At 43.9% G+C, this 18,604-nt stretch carries 10 protein-coding genes; 4 read left to right on the top strand and 6 right to left on the bottom strand.

Translation table 11 applies throughout. The features are described 5' to 3' along the window. The 5 genes from NWP21_RS03575 to purE all read right to left on the bottom strand — a co-directional run. Window positions 1–1,026 (bottom strand): cohesin domain-containing protein (locus NWP21_RS03575; protein WP_280791639.1); only part of this gene is annotated, 1,026 nt, incomplete at its 3' end. Between the two features lie 235 nt (window positions 1,027–1,261). Then, the gene (locus NWP21_RS03580; protein ID WP_280791640.1) at window positions 1,262–6,763 is read right to left on the bottom strand and encodes an Ig-like domain-containing protein; all 5,502 of its coding nucleotides are present in this window, start codon (window positions 6,761–6,763) and stop codon (window positions 1,262–1,264) included. 381 nt (window positions 6,764–7,144) lie between these two features. Then, the gene (locus NWP21_RS03585; RefSeq protein ID WP_280791641.1) at window positions 7,145–11,119 is read right to left on the bottom strand and encodes a hypothetical protein; all 3,975 of its coding nucleotides are present in this window, start codon (window positions 11,117–11,119) and stop codon (window positions 7,145–7,147) included. Between the two features lie 533 nt (window positions 11,120–11,652). Further along, window positions 11,653–12,609, bottom strand: coding sequence for a hypothetical protein (locus NWP21_RS03590; protein WP_280791642.1), 957 nt, complete (start codon window positions 12,607–12,609; stop codon window positions 11,653–11,655). Window positions 12,610–12,714: 105 nt separating this feature from the next. Then, the gene (gene purE / locus NWP21_RS03595; RefSeq protein ID WP_280791643.1) at window positions 12,715–13,233 is read right to left on the bottom strand and encodes a 5-(carboxyamino)imidazole ribonucleotide mutase; all 519 of its coding nucleotides are present in this window, start codon (window positions 13,231–13,233) and stop codon (window positions 12,715–12,717) included. Between the two features lie 81 nt (window positions 13,234–13,314). On the opposite strand from purE, the gene nagA reads away from it, so the two are divergent. Next, on the top strand, window positions 13,315–14,487 hold the full coding sequence (gene nagA / locus NWP21_RS03600) for an N-acetylglucosamine-6-phosphate deacetylase (protein ID WP_280791644.1): 1,173 nt from the start codon (window positions 13,315–13,317) through the stop codon (window positions 14,485–14,487). A 19-nt stretch (window positions 14,488–14,506) separates the two neighbouring features. Here nagA and NWP21_RS03605 read toward each other — a convergent pair whose 3' ends face one another. Further along, a complete protein-coding gene (locus NWP21_RS03605; protein WP_280791645.1) occupies window positions 14,507–16,588 on the bottom strand; it encodes a cation:proton antiporter in 2,082 nt (693 codons plus the stop codon). Between the two features lie 299 nt (window positions 16,589–16,887). Between NWP21_RS03605 and bchM the strand changes: the two genes are divergently transcribed. The 3 genes from bchM (at window position 16,888) to NWP21_RS03620 (ending at window position 18,603) form a co-directional block, all read left to right on the top strand. After that, the gene (bchM, locus tag NWP21_RS03610; protein WP_271733789.1) at window positions 16,888–17,574 is read left to right on the top strand and encodes a magnesium protoporphyrin IX methyltransferase; all 687 of its coding nucleotides are present in this window, start codon (window positions 16,888–16,890) and stop codon (window positions 17,572–17,574) included. 141 nt (window positions 17,575–17,715) lie between these two features. Further along, window positions 17,716–18,204 carry a hypothetical protein gene (locus NWP21_RS03615; protein ID WP_280791646.1) on the top strand — a complete coding sequence of 163 codons (489 nt, stop codon included), beginning with the start codon at window positions 17,716–17,718 and terminating at the stop codon, window positions 18,202–18,204. Between the two features lie 18 nt (window positions 18,205–18,222). Next, complete coding sequence (locus NWP21_RS03620; protein WP_280791647.1) at window positions 18,223–18,603, top strand: DUF423 domain-containing protein; 381 nt, start codon at window positions 18,223–18,225, stop codon at window positions 18,601–18,603. Window position 18,604: the final 1 nt, after the last annotated feature.

Raw genomic sequence — 18,604 nt, forward strand, 5'->3', positions numbered from 1 at the left:
AGGCCAGTTACCGAAAAAGTCAAGATAGGCAAATTGGATATACCGATCGCTTTGGGGGTCGTTGTCAAAGTCGTTATTATCAGCTTGGTCGACTACCGGAGAGAATACACTGGTGTTAAAGAAGTTTTCTACACCTTGGAAGCTCAGTTCATTGGAATTGTAGTGCAACCGCAGACTAATACCAGTGAGGGTATTGTCACCATTGGAAGTGTTGTATAACAGGGGAACACTCAGAGTACTATTGGGTACAGCCAACAAGTTATCCCCAGAAAAGATTTGTTGGCGATCGCCATCGTCATTGATAATAGTTCCCGTAGCAGTGGCGGTGGTAATGGTGGCATTATTAGCCTCTGTCAAGGTCACCCTAAAAGTTTCATTTTGTTCAGGTATCGTGTCACCTTGGACATTGACTGTAATTTCCCTTGTGGTTTCCCCGGCTCCAAAGGTGACTGTACCTGTAGGGAGAGTTCCGCCAAAGTCGGCGGCGTTGGCACTTGTACTTGTAACCGCCCAGTTAGCACTACTTGTACCTGTGGTGTCCCCTGTGCGGGTAACTGTGAAGGTGAAGGGGGTAAGTCCTTCGTTCCCCTCTAAGCGTATAGCATTAGTGGGGGCGATCGCTAGGCTGGGGATAATTACGTCTTGTTGAATAGTGAGGACTCCATCGGTTAAAGTACCCACTGGCTGCTCATTAATGTCTGCTGTTACTAAATCTAAGGTGATTTCCCCTGAACTACTTTCGGGAACTGTCAACCTCAATTTGGCAATGCTACCCTCACCTTCTGTCAGGGATATAGTGCCGAATATCGCTACCCTGGCAATACCTTCTGCTTCAATAATGTTAGGAACGATAGAAAAATTTGGATTTAAATCGCCGAGGACTATGTTATTTAAATCAATTAATGCGGTGTCATATTTGATTTCCAAATCGATCCCCAACACTCCAGTAGCGTCATCGATGTTAATCGGAATTTCAATTGTTTCCCCAGGTTTTACAGTTTGATTGGGGATGAAAAGAGTTGCCATAACATTTTTCTCCTAAACTAAGATGTTGGTTTATTTGAGTCTGTTTAAGTAATGTTGCTTGAGTAGATGGCAATCATTAAAACATTAACACCTTGTACAGCAACACTCGCAAAACAATTTGACTACCCTTAGTGAATCTGTTTATTCAGACTCAAGTATTTAAAAGGCTTACGGATATAGTGGCGGTTTTTACCGCCACACTCAAATCCTATAATACCCTCCTTTCAATATGCTTCTATACAGGAATTTGGGTAACAGGAAAACCTACCGATCGTTGGGCTACAAGAGCAGCATCCAATGCAGACAATTCTCTGTTACCTGTAATGTCTCCCAGAATAAGCGGATCAGTGACTGGGAAGGCTCTAAATCCTGTATCCAACCCTACACTCACCCGTGCAATCAAGGAGGCATCAGAAGCGCTGTACCCTTGATTTCCTGTGGTATCTCCGAAGTTTGCTACTAGTTGGACTGCACTATCTCCCACCAATCCAGCACCTGGAATGATTCGTAATAAACCAGAATTACCGTAGCTCGCACTCTCAGGGACTTCAGCCGTGAGGAAAATTAAATCGCTGTTATTGCTCAGAGCAGGTCCAGCCAGGGTAAACACAGCTTGTCCTGTTAAACGATCGATTGTGGGGGTAGAGGCGAAATTCCAACCCGATGATGGAACTACATTTGCTTCCGTAATATTCAGGATACCCGGATCATATTGCAAGGTGAAGCTAATATTATCAACACCGTTGGGGTTACTTATGCGGATGGGTAGACCAATGAGGTCATCCCCCTTGGGAACATCTACAGCTTGACCCGGTGCGCGGCTAAAGTCAGGTAAGCTCAGGACTGGTGCTGTCTGGCTCTCCACCGTAAATTCAAATTGACCACCGGGGGTACCATTACGATCTACATCGATTAACTCACCGTTAGTATAGACCAAGCCATCTGGGCGGCTCTCCAGGGTCAGGGTGTAACTACCCGGTTCTAGGATATCACCAGTCTTAACAAAGGTGAGGGTCTTAGCAGTTTCATCCCAAATCAATGAGCCATTGATGATATTTCCTTCACTATCGGTAAGGATGAGGTCTGGTAAATCAGTAACCGGGGCGAGTGGGTCGGCTACATCTAATCCGCTGTAAAGGTTAAGGACAATGAGATTTAGGTCATCATTGAATCTTAAGACAAAGCCGCTGCTAGTCTGTGTAAATACTTGATTGACTACTTCATCATCTACATCTGTGACTGTAATGGTGACATTAGTAGCAGTGGAAGTATTCCCCGCCCCGTCTGTAGCGGTAATTCCCAGGGTGAAACTGTTTGGTAAGGTTTCAAAGTCGTTGGCTGCAGCGGCTACACCTGCTGCTGTCAGGGTAATTACCCCGCTGTTGTCAATGCTAAAAAATCCAGCTTCATTACCACTGACAAGAGCGTAACCTGTAACAGCTACGTCATCAGTAGCAGTAACGGTTCCTACTTGGTAATTTACCGCTTGGTTTTCTTGGTAGGTGAAGGTTTGACTGGGGGTGATAACAGGGGCTGTGTCATCTACATCTGTGACTGTAATGGTGACATCAGTAGCAGTGGAAGTATTCCCCGCCGCGTCTGTAGCGGTAATTCCCAGGGTGAAACTGTTGGGTAAGGTTTCAAAGTCGTTGGCGGCGGCGGCTACACCTGCTGCTGTTAGGGTAATTACCCCGCTGTTGTTAATGGTGAAGAATCCATTGTCATTACCACTGGCAAAAGCGTAACCTGTAACAGCTACGTTATCGGTAGCAGCAACGGTTCCTATTTGGTAACCTGTTGGTTGGTTTTCTGGGTAGGTGAAACTTTGATCAGGGGAGATAACTGGGTCGATGTTATCTACCTCTTCATCTAGATCTCTAACTTGAATGGTGATCTCCCTAGTGGAACTATTACCTGCGGTATCAAAGGCTCTAATTCCTATGATGAATTCGTTAGGCGTCCTTTCAAAGTCATTCGCAGGGCTTGCAGATCCTGCCGTTGTCAGGGTAATTTGGCCACTGCTGTTGATATTAAAGAAACTCTCCTCATTACCACTAACAATTTGATACCCTATTGCACCCGTTGCCACTACGGTTCCTACTATGAAACCAGGCTGTTGATTTTCGCTGTAAACAAGCAATTGATCAGGGTTAATGACAGGTGCTATGGTATCGACTGCAAAGGTAAAGGGAGCAGATTTCCCAGTATTACCGGCGGCATCGGTTTGGGTAGCGGTGATGGTTTTACTTGTTCCCTGGCCAATGGTGGTGAGGTTGGCTGGACTCAGGCTGTAGGTAAAGTTGCCAGTTACAACATCCACTTGTGCAGTACCCAGTGGTGTCCCTGCGAAACTGATGGTGACATTGCCACTACCTGGTTCTGCCCTACCTACTACTGTGTTATCACCTGCTAGAGCACTGACGATGCTATCGTTCCCACCGATGCTGGTAATGGTAATTGTGGGGGCTATGGTATCAACTGGCTGTACTGACACTTGGGGAGCAACACTGGGGTTACCAGCACCATCAATGGCGGCTCCCGCTGCTACCGCTACTGTTAAATCACCTGCAAAGTTAGCATTAGGTGTAACGACTAAGGTGTACTCAGTACCGCTGACTTCTGTAAAGGTTCCCTTTGTACCGTTGGTGACTGTAATCTCCTCTGCGGTCAAGCCTGTCACTGCTTCACTGAAGGTGAAGGTGTAGGTTATGTCTCCTGTAGCTATTGCCTCTACATTATCGCTAATGGTAACTGTGGGCGCTATGGTATCCACTAGCTGTATTGACACTTCTGGGGCAAGGCTGGGGTTACCTGCAGCATCAATGGCGGCTCCCTCTGCTACAGCCACTGTTAGATCACCTTCAAAGTTAGCAGTGGGGGTGACTACTAGGAGGTATTCAGTGGGGCTAACTTGGGTCAATAATCCCGGTGTGCCGCCTATAACTGTGATGTCCCCAAGGGCAAGGCCTGTCACCGCTTCAGTGAAGGCAAAGGCATAGATTATATCCCCTGTGGCAATGTTAGCTACCACCCCTGGTTCATCATCTGTGATTACGACTGTGGGCGGCTCAGTATCTTCCGCTAGCATAACAAAGGGATCAGAAATCACGCCCGGTCTTTGATCTAAGTCTCCCGTTTCCCGTATGGTTTGATCTGCACTAGTCCTGTCTTTTAAGAACAGAGTTACCCCATCAATGCGACCATCACCATCTCGGTCTCGCAGTATCGCCCCCACTTCGCCCTCAGCTGGGTTATTGTCCAAGCGGAAGAAATTACCATTTTCATCCTGTTTGGCTACAACAGAATAGTCAGGTGTGCCTAGGGGGCGTTCCGCAAAGTCAACTTCTATCCGAACTATCTCATCAGGGAAACCATTCCCAGGCACTAGAGGTACAACTTCAAATGACAACGGTGGTACATATAACTGAGCGCCGGGAATATCAGCCTGTACTTGCTCAAGAATAGCATCAATATTGTCTATTAGTCGATTCTCTCGTCTAATCTCTAACCCCTGATTCAGTCCTGCCAATAGGACAATTCTATCGTCATCCAGAATAGTTCCCGTAGCAGTAGCTGTGTTAATGGTGGAATTAGTCGCATCAGACAAAGTAACCGTAAAGCTTTTATCTAGTTCAACTGCGCTGTCACCACTGACATTGACTGTAATTACTTGAGATGTTTCCCCATCTGCAAAGCTGACTGTACCTGATGGTAATTCTCCACCTGCAAAGTCATCAGCAGTAGCAGGGTTGTTACCTATACCTGTGACCGCCCAGTTAGCACTACTTGTACCTGTGGTGTCTCCTGTGCGGGTAACTGTGAAAGTGAAGGGGGTAGTACCTGAGTTACCTTCCGCTCTATCGGCATTTAACGGAGTGATAGATAATATGCTGCCAGTTTCCGGTATATCATCATTGAGAATTGTCCCCCTAGCAGTAGCAGTGGTAATGGTGGCATTAGTAGCCTCTGACAAAGTAACCCTAAAGGTTTCATTGGGTTCTACTACTCTGTCACCACTGACATTGACTGTAATGATTTGAGATTTTTCCCCAGCTTCAAAGGTGACTGTACCTGTGGGGAGGGTTCCGCCAAAGTCATCAGCAGTAACAGGGTTGTCACCTGTATCTGTAACCGCCCAGTTAGCACTACTTGTACCTGTGGTGTCTCCTGTGCGGGTAACTGTGAAGGTAAAGGGGGTAGTACCTGAGTTACCTTCTAAGCGTATAGCATTGGTAGGAGCGATCGCTAGGCTAGCATCATCATTTTGAATTGTTCCAGTAGCGGTAGCAGTGGTAATGGTGGCGTTACTGGCGTTAGACAAAGTAACCCTAAAGGTTTCATTGGGTTCTACTACTCTGTCACCACTGACATTGACTGTAATTTCCTTGGTGGTTTCCGTTGCTGCAAACTCAACTGTACCTGATGGCAATACTGTGCCTGCAAAGTCATTAGCAGTAGCACGATTGACTCCTGTACCTGTAACCGCCCAGTTAGCAGTGCTTGTACCTGTGGTATCTCCACTACGGGTAACTGTGAAGGTAAAGGGGGTGAGTCCTGCATCCCCTTCTAAGGGTGTAGCATTAGTGGGGGCGATCGCTAAATTCGTTGATGTCCGAAACTCACTCACATCAAAAATTTGCAGTCCTGATAAACCATCAGCCACATAGGCGTAGTCCCCTACCACTTGCACCCCCAGAGCAAAGTCAGCAGTTTGATAATTTTTCGTGAGGGTGGGGTTAGAGGGGTTGGTGATGTTGATGATTTGTAGTCCCGAATCATCATCAGCCACATAGGCATAGTTACCTACCACTTGCACACTAAAAGCCAGTCCAGGAGTATTATAGGAGGCTGTGAGGGTGGGGCTAGAGGGGTTGGTGATATTGATGATTTGTAGCCCTGATTCACCATCAGCTACATAGGCGTAGTTCCCCACCACTTGCACACCCTCAGCAGAGCCAGGAGTATCAAAACTGCCGATCAGGGTAGGGCTAGAGGGGTTGGTAATATTGATGATTTGTAGCCCTGATTCACCATCAGCTACATAGGCGTAGTTACCTACCACTTGCACACCCAAAGCAAAGTTAGGAGTATCAAAACTGCCGATCAGGGTAGGGCTAGAGGGGTTGGTGATATTGATGATTTGTAGCCCTGATTCACCATCAGCGACATAGGCATAGTTACCCACCACTTGCACACCCAAAGCAAAGTCGGGAGTATTATAAGAACCGGTGAGGGAGGGGTTAGAAGGGTTGGTGATGTTAATGATTTGTAGCCCTGATTCATAATCAGCTACATAGGCGTAGTCCCCTACTACTTGCACCGCTGTGGCAAAGCCGGGAGTATTATAGTCTGACAGTGATAATATCTGAGCCAGGTTAAGTTGAATGTTGCCTGTAGTACCTAAGAAACCATCAACTGCTATGTAGTAGGTGGTTCCGGCGGTGGGGAAAAAAGTCACCTGACTAGTGGAATCTCCAAAGTCATCATTAAAGTCAACTAAAGTGAGATTATTAACAGCATCCCCAGTAAAGACTGCGAGATAAGTATCAAAACTACTGCCAAAAGTATTGATAGTTACCGGACTGGCAGTAGGAGCAGTCCAACGCCACCAAGCAGAGTTAATGATTCCTGACTGGATTGGTTCTCCCGGTTCGCCGGTGAATCCTAGGTTAGTACCAGTTACTGAGGCAATTTGTCTAGTGATGACCGTACTATTAATAAAGTTATCGTTAGTCATGATTTAAGTTTCCTATAGAAATCCGGTTTGGTTTCTGAATTGATTTGTCTAGGTAGGGAACAGGGAATAGGGAACAGGTAAGAAGAATTGCCGTGTGTACTGAGTCTTGTTCAAAAATCAAATAGGAGTCCTATATAGCAGGGGGCAGGGGGCAGGGGGCAGGGGGCAGGGGTAAGCCTTGAAACGCTTGAATTTCAATGGTTTTATCTTCTGTTTATGTCCTAACCACCTTGGCGGTTGCTATATATAGGGATCTTGTTACTCCATCTGTATAAAAAAAGGGCATAACCACTTTATGCCCTAGAAAAACTTCTGAAAAAGCTATGCTTTACATGACTAGCTTATTCATCCACTAACAGGATGAAGCCTTACACCTTGTAATTAGAAGATGAAGTTCTCTGCGGTTAGAGTTGACGCCAAGTTACCATCGAGTCTAATCAGGAAGTCATCTGTTGTTGTAGTATTGTCTCCAACACGACCGTAGACATAAGTGAAAGGTGACAGCATATTGTTGTTCTGGTTATCTTGTTGGAATAGTCGGAAATAACCCAACTGATTGTCTTCTAATGCAGAGGTTGCAAGCCTGTCAATAAGACTACGGTTAAAGGCAACCTCCCCAATTGTCTCAATGATGGGTTGTAAACTGATTGCAGCGGTGTAACCGAGTCCTCTGACATCGATTTTATCTCCAGAAAGTCCTGCTTTGAAATCAGTAATTATGTCAAAAGTTCTATCAGGAGAATTCACAAAGGAGCCTAATGTCCTAGCTGCGGAGTCTGCGGTGCTTGTATAAACAAAGGTATTAACACCAGCACCACCGGTTAACCTGTCAGCACCATCGCCACCAATTAAGATGTCATCACCAGCGCCACCGTTTAAGATGTCATTACCAGCGCCACCTTCTAAGGAGTCAGCACCAGCGCCACCGTTTAAGGTGTCAGCACCAGCACCACCAATTAAGAAGTCATCACCAGCAGTACCAGTGGCTACTAAATTGCCAGTAAGGTCTGTCCCATTAATCTGAACACTAGGTTGTGGATCATTTAGATTAACTCGTGTTAGTACAGGAGCCTGAACTGTTAAGTTGTTATTGCCAGAGACAATTAAAATCAAATCGCCTGTAGCCTGGATCTCGTCTATTGTATGGGTTCCACGAGCTGGAGCAGTTCCTTGCTGTGCTTCAAGAGCTAGAGTGCGATTGTTACCCTCTAAAACTAACCCAACTGTTTGGTCTCTGGTTGGTTGGTCTCCTTCAACAATCAAGGTATTAACACCGTTGGTTAAAGTAAACTGGTCTTGGGCATTTGCACCGAGGATAGTCGCTCGAGGTGTATCAAGTACAAACCGATTAATATTTTGCAGCCTAGCATCGAGATCCACTGAATTTGCTCCTACAAGGTGCAAGACTTCAATACTCGTAGCGTTAGTATTGATACGCTCTATGGCAGCAGCAACTGTGGCATTAATGGAGTTATCTCGTAGTTCTAAGGTGTCATCACCATCTCTACCAGTAAACCGGCCCTGGTTGTCAAAAAACTCGGATGCATTGAATATGAATCTATCCTTTAGAACAGTACCATTAGCAGTTAATGTGCTGCCAAAGGTAGTGGCGTCAAATGTGATACCATTTGTAGATATAGGTCCTGAAAGTTCGGGTTCTGCGATTTGCAGTCCTGTAATTTGAGGCACTGTCTCCGCACCATTTTGAGACACATTCAAAACAATGTCGCCTGTATTCCCCAGGAACCCATCCACTGCTATTTGATAAGTGGTTCCAGCTGTCGCATTAAAGGTGACTCGACTTTGCGGAGTTCCATCAATATCATCATTTTGTCCTACCAAGGTTAAGGCATTAAGCGCATTACCTGTGTAGACAGAAAGGAATGTGTTAAAATCAACACTGCCAATGGTGTCAATGGTCACATTTCCCGATGCTGGGGCTGTCCAACTCCACCAAGCAGAGTTAGTATCACCAGACTGACCCTGTTCTCCCGCTTCCCCTGTGAATCCTACATTAGTACCAGTTACCTTGGCGCCTGCACCGGTGATAATGCTGCGATTGTCAAAGTTATCATTGCCAAAGAGATTTTCAACAATGTTAATTGTTAATCCGGTGGTGATAGGATCAGTAACTATCCACTGTAAGCTGGTAATCTCATTGCTAGTATTTGTATTGGAGGTTAGATTCAGGGTCTGAACGTTTTGCAAGGTTAAAGCAATTGGATTTTGTGGCGCTGTTCCTAAAAGGTTCAAATTGGCTGGAATTAGTGGAGGATTTTCAAACCTATCCGGTCCATCTAGAGTCAATTGATCACCATTGCCATTACGGAAATTAACTGTACCTCCGCCATTGACATCAAACTCATATCTAGTGAGACTGTTAATTACTGCAGCATTTACTGTGTAAACTTTGTTTGCTGCTTCCAATCGCAATATTTCAAGATTTTGAGCTGCGTTAATAGGTGCGACAGCAAGTTGACCGGCGACGAGTGTGATATCCTGAGCAGGAGCAGAATTATTACTACCCCTGAGGACTAATCTGTCTTCCCCTTCTCCACCATCAATTATGTCAGATGAGTTTAAGTCTTTTAACGCGGTGTCTTCCAGGATAATAGTGTCATTACCAGCACCACCACGTAAGGTGTGACTACCAGTGCCATTAACTGTCAAGGTATCGTCACCAGAATCACCTAGTAATTCATAATTAGCATTACCCCGGACGAGCAAGGTATCATTACCAGCACCACCTTGTAAGATAGTGCGAATGTTAGGATCAACAGATGGGTTATTACCATCGACTATCAATCCATCGTCACCGTCACCACCACTCAAGGTGTGAACACCATCACCATAAACTATCAGTTCATCTCTACCAGCACCACCATCTAAGGTGTGATCACCATCGGCTTTCAACCTAAAATCAAAAGAGATAAAATCAAAAGTACCGTTAGTACGACGTTCGACTGTACCGACTGTCAAGGTATCGTTACCAGCATCACCACTTAATCTGTGATTACCATCACCATTGACTTTCAAAGTATCGCCACCGTCACCACCACTTAATGTGTGACTACCATCACCATTGACTGTCAAGGTATCATTACCAGCATCACCCTGTAATGTGTGACTAAAAGTAGTGCCTAAATTATTATTGACAAGTAAGACATCGTTACCAGCACCACCGCTGAAAGTGCTATTGCCGGTAGGATTAAACAATCGAATATTATCAATACCAGAACCACCAGTATAATTAACTGCGCCAGAGCCTAATGTAAATGTCAGATTACCTCTAGTATTAGACGCATTAATCGTAACATTCTTACCTAGTAAATTAATTGGGTTAGTAACAGTTAGTCCAGCGTCACCGTTTGGAGTATTGTCACCGCTGATGGTTATTGTACTCAGTAGTGATCTACCAGAAAAATCCCGTGTACCAGAAAAATCGAGTGTTTCAATTCTATTATCTGTTGCAGAGAATTCACTTTTCAGACCAATGTTAACAGTGTTAACTCTGCTACCCTCAATACTCAGAGTGTTCAATCGAGAATCCACAAGGGAAATATTCCCATCGCTACCGTTACCAAACCCAGCCGCAACAAATCGATTGGTAACGTTATCAATACCAAGTCTAATGTCACGTAGTCCTGCAATATCTACAAACGTACTTTGTGGATTAAATTTTAGGGTAACTTCCTTCAGACCTGAAAGACTGGGAGTAGCACTGAAATCGATAGAATTGAAGGTATTAGCGTTAATTAATTCTACCTTTTCCACACCCTGGAGTCTAGGCAGCACATTACCGCCGTTATAGTATTGGAAGGTATCAGTACCAGAACCACCTATAAGCCGGTGAGTAGCACTAACGCTGTTGGCATCGCCGATGAAAACATCATCACCTGGCGTACCGGTTAAAGTTGTCGCGATATTTCCAGGGGTAAGAACCAATTCTGTGCCAACAGTCTCAGTAACAACTTTGGCGACAGATACCTTATTTCCCAGAACCCTTTGAAGTGAGGGGTTAGGAGAATTTACTATCTCAGTAACTACACTTACTGGATTCGTCGCCCATTGCCCAGCCAATGTAGTCAGGTCTGCCGCGGGTGGAGCGGTATCAAAAGCGTTTCTGTAAATTGTGGTAACAGCTTGATTTCCGGTTAAACCACCATACTCATCTTGTACATCTACTAAATCAAGAATCTGTTGGGTGATGTCCTCAGGGGATGTACCATTATTCAGCTGGTCAACATATCCATTTAAACTTGCGGGATCAGGGGCGCGACCCAGTAAGGCTACATAGCGCTCTTGAACTCTTGACTTATTAGTTTCAGTTCTAGCACGCTCTAATCTGTTTACCATAGTCCGATTTTCACTCCTCTGTAATTTGGAATACACCAAAAAATTAATACTATGACACTTTCATGTCTAAAGACACTGAGATTCTTCTGACCATGATATTTTTATCAGAATCATTCCCATTCTATCAATGACGGGGACAAAACATTGAGAACATCTGCCTCTGAGTTCAAATTAACTCCGTATCACCCAACCTAAAACAGCGAAATCTATCCATGATTACTAACTTTTGGGTCAGTTTAAGTTTTAACTCACTCTAGCAGTGTCCTTCACCCTTTTTAGGCACTCCCGCCCTATTTTTCATGGAATCTTTACGGAATGTTCACACCCCCAATAGGAAAATCTAGGGAACTGGGAAAACCACTCACCAGGGGTAACTCCTGGGTGCATTCGCCCTTGGTAGTCAAAATGTCTCTATAGCTTCACCATACGACATTATGCCAAGGTTTACGGGTCAAGTAAAGCCTATGTACATAAAATAACTCAGATAAAAGTTTTTTGCAACGTGTTGATAATGTCACATTGGCTTGATATTTTTATCTCTGCAAAAAATTAAAACTGTAACCAATCCCCACAGCCAGAACTGAGCCAGATTCAGTATTACTTAGAGCATCCCCATAGATCACAGCCACACTCAATGGTACGGTCTGCACAGGAATAAAGGAGGCTCCCAAATTCAACCCGCGACCGCTCCAGGCGGAACTTACGGCTACTTGGGGATGTACCTGGATACCCGCCCCCGCAATTACCCCCACCCCGGAGTTAGAGTTAGAAAAGAAGGGAGCGCCCCCTAAGCCTAAAGACAAGGTAACGGGGAAAGAATTATTAGGGCTTTGGGGTGTTAAAAGGTGATACGCACTAACTACACCATAAACACTAGAGGGGAATGTTCCCCCCGCGTCGTCACCATAGTTAGTAAAGTTATTCCATCCCACAGCTGCTGCTATTTGGGTGGTACTGTTAGAAACTAAGGAGCGATGTACTTTGGCATCAACTGAACCATTTTGGGCGAAGCTTCTAATACTCAGGTTATTGTAAATCACCTCTAAGCCTAGGGACTCTCTGGAGTTACCCAGGCCAAAACCAAGGGATGTACCCCCGTCAACCTCTGGTCTGACGTTATCAGAGGTTGACCCAGCAAGACTGATAAACATATCCCCCCAATTAGCGCCAAAAGCTGTGGGGATTCCAGCTGAGGCGGAAGGGGAATAGACCCGGCGCTGAATAATCTCAAAAATAGGGGTAACTCTCAACTCCTGGCGTAGTTGGTCAGCAGACCTTTCGGGAGTTATCTGCTTAGTCCCGATACTGTCTACTAAGAGCATCTGTGCAGACTCCTGTGTGAGTTCTGAAGCAATTACCCCTAACTCAGACGTTGCTGTGACCGTGGGGGGGGTATCAGGTAACCCAGCATGACTAGCAGTAGCTAAAAATGCTAAACTTCCTAAACTCAGACCCAGGGATCTGAAAAACCATAACTGCTCACCTACCATGTAACTCCTCACTTTGGGGGTTTGATTTGTTTGATTGATACTTTACCCCACTACTTTATACTGTGGCGGGTATGATTGCTACCCTGTTATAATGATACTTAAAGATTAAGTTGATTGTTCTAAATATTGCTGATAACCCAACTGTTCTAGTTTGGCTTGCTTGTCCATCACTGATGCAGCTAGACTCTGGCGATACTCTTGAACCTGAGCCTGTAATTCTGGTTGGTGAGTAGCGAGAATTTGCACCGCTAACAGTCCGGCGTTTTTGGCGTTCCCTATGGCTACTGTAGCCACTGGGATACCGGCAGGCATTTGTACTATAGAATATAAGGAATCAATTCCTTGTAAGTTACGGGTAGCTACGGGAACCCCAATTACTGGCAATGGTGTTAAAGATGCTACCATACCGGGAAGATGGGCAGCACCCCCAGCACCAGCAATAATTACTTTAATACCTCTATGGTGAGCGGTTTGGGCATATTCAACCATGCGTTCTGGGGTACGATGGGCAGAAACGATCGCCACTTCAGTTTCTATACCAAATTCGGCACAAACTGCGATCGCATCTTTCATAGTGGGTAAGTCGGAATCGCTACCCATGATAATACCAATAATAGGAGCCATATATTAATTGCTATGAGAGGATGTTGTAAAAGTTATCATTAGTGTATCAAATCTTGTTTTACCCCACCTTCCCTCTTACTTATGATAAACACAGATAAATTTTTAGATAAATTTTTACCACCAGAGATAGAGAATATAATTAATGCGCGAGTCCCTGGTTATGAAGGTTTACAGCGCATCTGTATTAACCATCAAGGGGTAGTTGAGGAAATTACCCCTATGATTCCAGCATTTTCTAGTTGTGGGTTTTCACTAGATGTCGGTGGTGATTGGATTTCTTTAGGTGGTGTTGATTTACAGATTAATGGTGCTTTAGGTTTAGCATTTCCGGAGTTAACCGGGGATAATTCCCATATATTGCCCAAGATATCCATTTTTTTAGAGGATATGGGCATAGATGGATATTTACCAACCTTAGTTACCACCTCAATAGATAATATACAGCGATCGCTGGGGATAATTGCCGATTTTAGCACCACTCAAAGGGTAGGTGCGAAGATTCTAGGAGTACATTTAGAGGGACCATCTTTAAACTACCACAAGCGAGGCGCACACCCACAAGAATATTTACTACCTCTGACAATTGAGCAAGTCAACAGAGTTTTAGGGGATTATGCCCAGATTGTCAAAGTAATCACCCTAGCCCCAGAATTAGACAGTACAGGGCAAGTAATACCCTATTTGCGTTCTTTGGGGATAATTGTCAGTTTAGGGCATTCCCTGGCGACAGCAGCCCAAGCAGAGGCGGCGTTTAACCAAGGGGCGACCATGGTAACCCATGCTTTTAACGCTATGCCCCCATTACACCACCGGGAACCGGGGTTACTAGGTGCTGCAATTACCCATCCTCATGTCATGTGTGGTTTCATTGCTGACGGTGAACACATTACACCCATAATGTTAGATATTCTCCTGCGCGCCAACCAGCAAAAACTATTTTTAGTCAGTGATGCTCTCGCACCCCTAGGGTTACCCGATGGGGTGTATCCTTGGGACAGTAGGGAAATAGAAGTGAAAAACGGTACAGCAAGGTTAGCAGATGGGACTTTATCCGGGACAACTTTACCCTTGTTAGTGGGAGTGCAAAACCTGGTCAAGTGGGGAATTTGTGATGTGGGAGGTGCGATCGACCTAGCTACTAATGCACCCAGACAAGCTCTAAATTTACCAGGAATAATTTCCCACCCCAAGACTGGTTTGTTACGTTGGCGTTGGGATGAAATTACCAAACAACTAACTTGGGAAAGATTATGAATTGTTGACAGAGCCAAAATCAAAGATGAGCTTCACCCAATAACACAATAGAACCAGTTAACTCTTCAATTACCTCAGTTGTGACTTGACTAACAGCTAATCCCCCTGTGGTACGATAACGTACGGAGCGTAACACCGCCAAATCAAATCCTTGGGCTTCCCTAACTATAGTTTGAGCAACATCATCATCTACAATAGTTCGGATATGTGTATTTACCTTTAAGTGACTTTTAGAGACAATTTCAGTTAACTGAGTTGTAAATTCTTCTACTAAATTAGTAGGGGTTTTGCTGTTAGAGACGTGTAATAGTACAACCTCCGACTGATTCACATCAGCCAACATTTCTGCAAACTTCCAAGCGCTGATAGTTTGAGGTCTTAAATCTCCAATGGGGACAATAATTCTCTCAATTGTTTTCGGACTTTTTACCAGACGAGCTACCGCGACTGGACAGTGAGAAGACCAGAAAACACTATCAATCACATTACCAAATAATCTGGCACGTAAACCTGTGGTGCGAGACCAACCCATCACGACTAAATTAGCATTTTGTTCTCGACTGGTGCGACTAATTGCTAAAGCTATATCATCATCAATGCGAACTGCTGTAGAAACCTGAACATTAAACTCGGCGCTAATTTCCTCAGCTAGTTTCAACCTTTGCTGACTTTGCTCTAGTGATATTCCTAATTGGGGGTCATCCATGTGAACATGGGCTTTATTAATAGCTAATGGTAAAATTCTTCCAGACTGATGTTGAGCTATTAAAGCCGCCATTTCAATTAAGTAGCGTTGGTTGCGGGAGTTATGTATTGGTACTACTACAGTGAATGGATGCTGAGTTGGTTCTAGGGGTTGTGGGTCATGATGTTCCCACCAAGTTGCTAAACTTTCTGTTTCAAAGTCGGTTTGGGGTACTTGTAATAAAGCTGCAAATCGAGCGGTAATCAATGGTGCAACAATTGAAGTAACTACCATGAGGACAATTATACTATTTAAGACACCTTCACTAATGAGCCTTTCACCAGCAGGGTTTAAGGCTTGATAAGCAACCAAGGATGCTGCTAAGGTGGCGGCTACTTGTGGTAATGACAATGACCACATTGTCAGCATTTCTACATTACTGTAGCGGTAGATTAATTTGGTCAAAAATGCCGCTATAAATTTGCTGAAAATTAAAGCAGTGACAATTACTAATGTTAACCAAATAGAACCGAGAGTTTTGATAAAGGCGGGAATATTAATTAACAGTCCCATGTCTACAAAAAAACAAGGGATAAATAGGACGCTACCAATAAACTCAATTTTTTCTTTAACTGGACTACGTCCTACAACATCATTGACTGCTAAACCTGCTAAAAATGCACCCACAATTTTTTCAACTCCCACAATCTGCGCTCCTACAGATGCGAGAAATAAAGCCAATAATATGAAGAGAAATTGATTACTTTGTTCATCTCCAGAACGGCGAAAAAATTCTTTACCAGCCCAATCAAAACCAAACAGGACAATCACAGAGTAAATTGCTAGTCCACCTAATAGGGTTATTAAGCTCAGGGTAGAAAATTCTCCCCCATGAATTCCTACGCAAATGGCTAATACTAACAAAGCAGCTGTGTCAGTGAAAATTGTCGCCCCTACTGTGACTGTGACTGCTTCATTCATCACCACTCCTAGACGGCTAACAATGGGATAAGCCAAGAGGGTATGGGAGGCGAGTAAAGAACCAATCAGTACCGAAGTATTCCAACTAAAGTTAAAAAATCTCCCGACTAAGATACCAGAAATTAAGGGTACTAAAAATGTTAATATTCCAAAGACAATTGAGCGATTTTTAGTTCTGCGAAATTGTTCTAAATCAATTTCCAAACCTGCGACAAACATTAAGTAAACTTTGCCGATATCCGAGAGTAAGTTAACGGTTTCTGAATCGGAATCTAAAAATTTTAGCCCATTTTGTCCTAACAATACACCAGCTACCAGCAACCCTACTAGTCCAGGTATTCGCAGTCGCTCAAATATAGGCGGAACTGTAAAAATTACTGTCAGCAGAATTGTAAATTGAATAATAGGACTGTCAGTTATAAAATTTGATGTCATTGCTAATCAATAAAGCTAAATGAGTAAATCAATTATGTATACTGTATACAGATATTTAAAAATCTCATGAAAAAATATGTTTTTGAATGTAGTGATGGCTGCAATTATATTGTATGATTATATCTTAATCTAAAAAAGCAGAAAAAACAAGAGAATGGGGGTTTAGTCAATCGGCTATTCTCTATAGTTGGTTTGTCGTACATGAGGAAAAGAACTTCTAAAAAAAATCTTGTAGAGTATTCGAGGCCTTGGTATTAATGATAATTTTAAGGATTGGGAACACTTAAAGATTTAACTTTATGAACGTAGCTGACGATAAAACCATTGTTCGTGAGTATTTTAATTCTACAGGCTTTGACCGGTGGCGACGCATTTACGGGGATGGGGAAGTTAATAAAGTCCAGTTAGATATCCGCAATGGACACCAGCAAACCGTAGATACAGTTATTGGGTGGCTCAAAGATGATGGGAATTTATCAGAGTTATCAATCTGCGATGCTGGTTGTGGGGTAGGTAGTCTCAGCATCCCCTTAGCGGCAAATGGTGCTAAGATATACGCCAGCGATATTTCTGAGAAAATGGTCACGGAAGCTAAGGATAGAGCCTTGGCCACTTTGGAAAATGCCGAAAATACTACTTTCGCTGTTCAGGATTTAGAATCATTGAGTGGTAGTTACCACACTGTGATTTGCTTGGATGTTCTCATTCACTACCCCCAAGAAAAAGCTGATGAAATGATTTCTCATCTTTGTTCCTTAGCACAGTCAAGAATAATTATCAGTTTTGCGCCGAAAACCTGTGCTTTAAGTATACTCAAGAAAATTGGTAGTTTCTTTCCTGGACCGAGTAAAGCAACTCGCGCTTATCTCCACCGTGAGACTGATGTGGTGAAAATCCTGGAAAATAACGGCTTTGCAATCAAACGCCAAGCTATGACTAAAACTCGTTTTTATTACTCCCGTCTGCTAGAAGCAACCCGGAAATAAAATAGACAGATTTTACCTGAACTGCTGTTTTCAGGATTATGGTGGGTGAACCTGGCCTCACCCACCCGACTTGAACACCCTGGAAGCTTTTGACAACTCAAGCTAGAATCGCAAGCAAAGTTTAAAATCTGATGTGACACTATGAAAACTGCTGAAAAACTGGCTGCGGGTTGGTTATTGACACTGGGATTCATGTTTTTGACACTATCAGTTTCAGCAACACTTGAGAAAAAATCTGTCCTTAAGCCTATTTCCACAGGATATAATCAGGCTGTGGCAAAGGAGTTTATTAATCAACCTGCTGTTTATTACCTGGATAATACCGCCAGAAATGGGATGATCTTTGGTATACCCACAATGGTGTTAGGTGGTTGGTTAGGCTTGGGGTTATATCGTCAGAGCAAAAATGAGCAAAAAGCACTGCAGAAGCAACTAAGCGATCGCCTCCAATCCACTTTTTATCAAATGCTACAAGAAAATAACGGGCGCGTCACCGTTTTAGGCTTGGCGATGAATTGTCAACTACCAGCAGCTACAGCTAGAGAGTACTTAGATATCAAAGCTAAAGAATTCAATGGGGATTTTCAGGTCAGTGAAACAGGGGGGGTATCATATCATTTTGAGATCTAGAATCAATCATCATTAGCAATGGCACAAGTTTTTGTCAGCCTAGCTGCTGTTTTAGGTGGTTTATCCGTAGCCGCAGGTGCTTTCGCTGCTCATGCTTTGCGAGGTAAAATCAGTGAGCGATCGCTGGAAATTTTCGATACAGCCGCTCGTTATCAAATGTACCACGCTTTGGCACTTTTGTTAATAGCCTTACTAATTAGTCGTACAGCATCACCTCAACCCATGTTAGTAGCTAGTGGGTGGTTATTTATCATTGGTGTTGGCATTTTTTCTGGGAGCTTGTACGCCCTCAGTGTAACTGGTTTGAACAAGCTCGGCGCAATCACCCCTTTGGGTGGTGTGGCTTTCATTATTGGTTGGGGTATTTTGGCGGTTGCTGGTTCGGGTTTGAAGTTCTAAG

The organism is Anabaenopsis sp. FSS-46, from assembly GCF_029891665.1.
GTDB lineage: Bacteria > Cyanobacteriota > Cyanobacteriia > Cyanobacteriales > Nostocaceae > Anabaenopsis > Anabaenopsis arnoldii.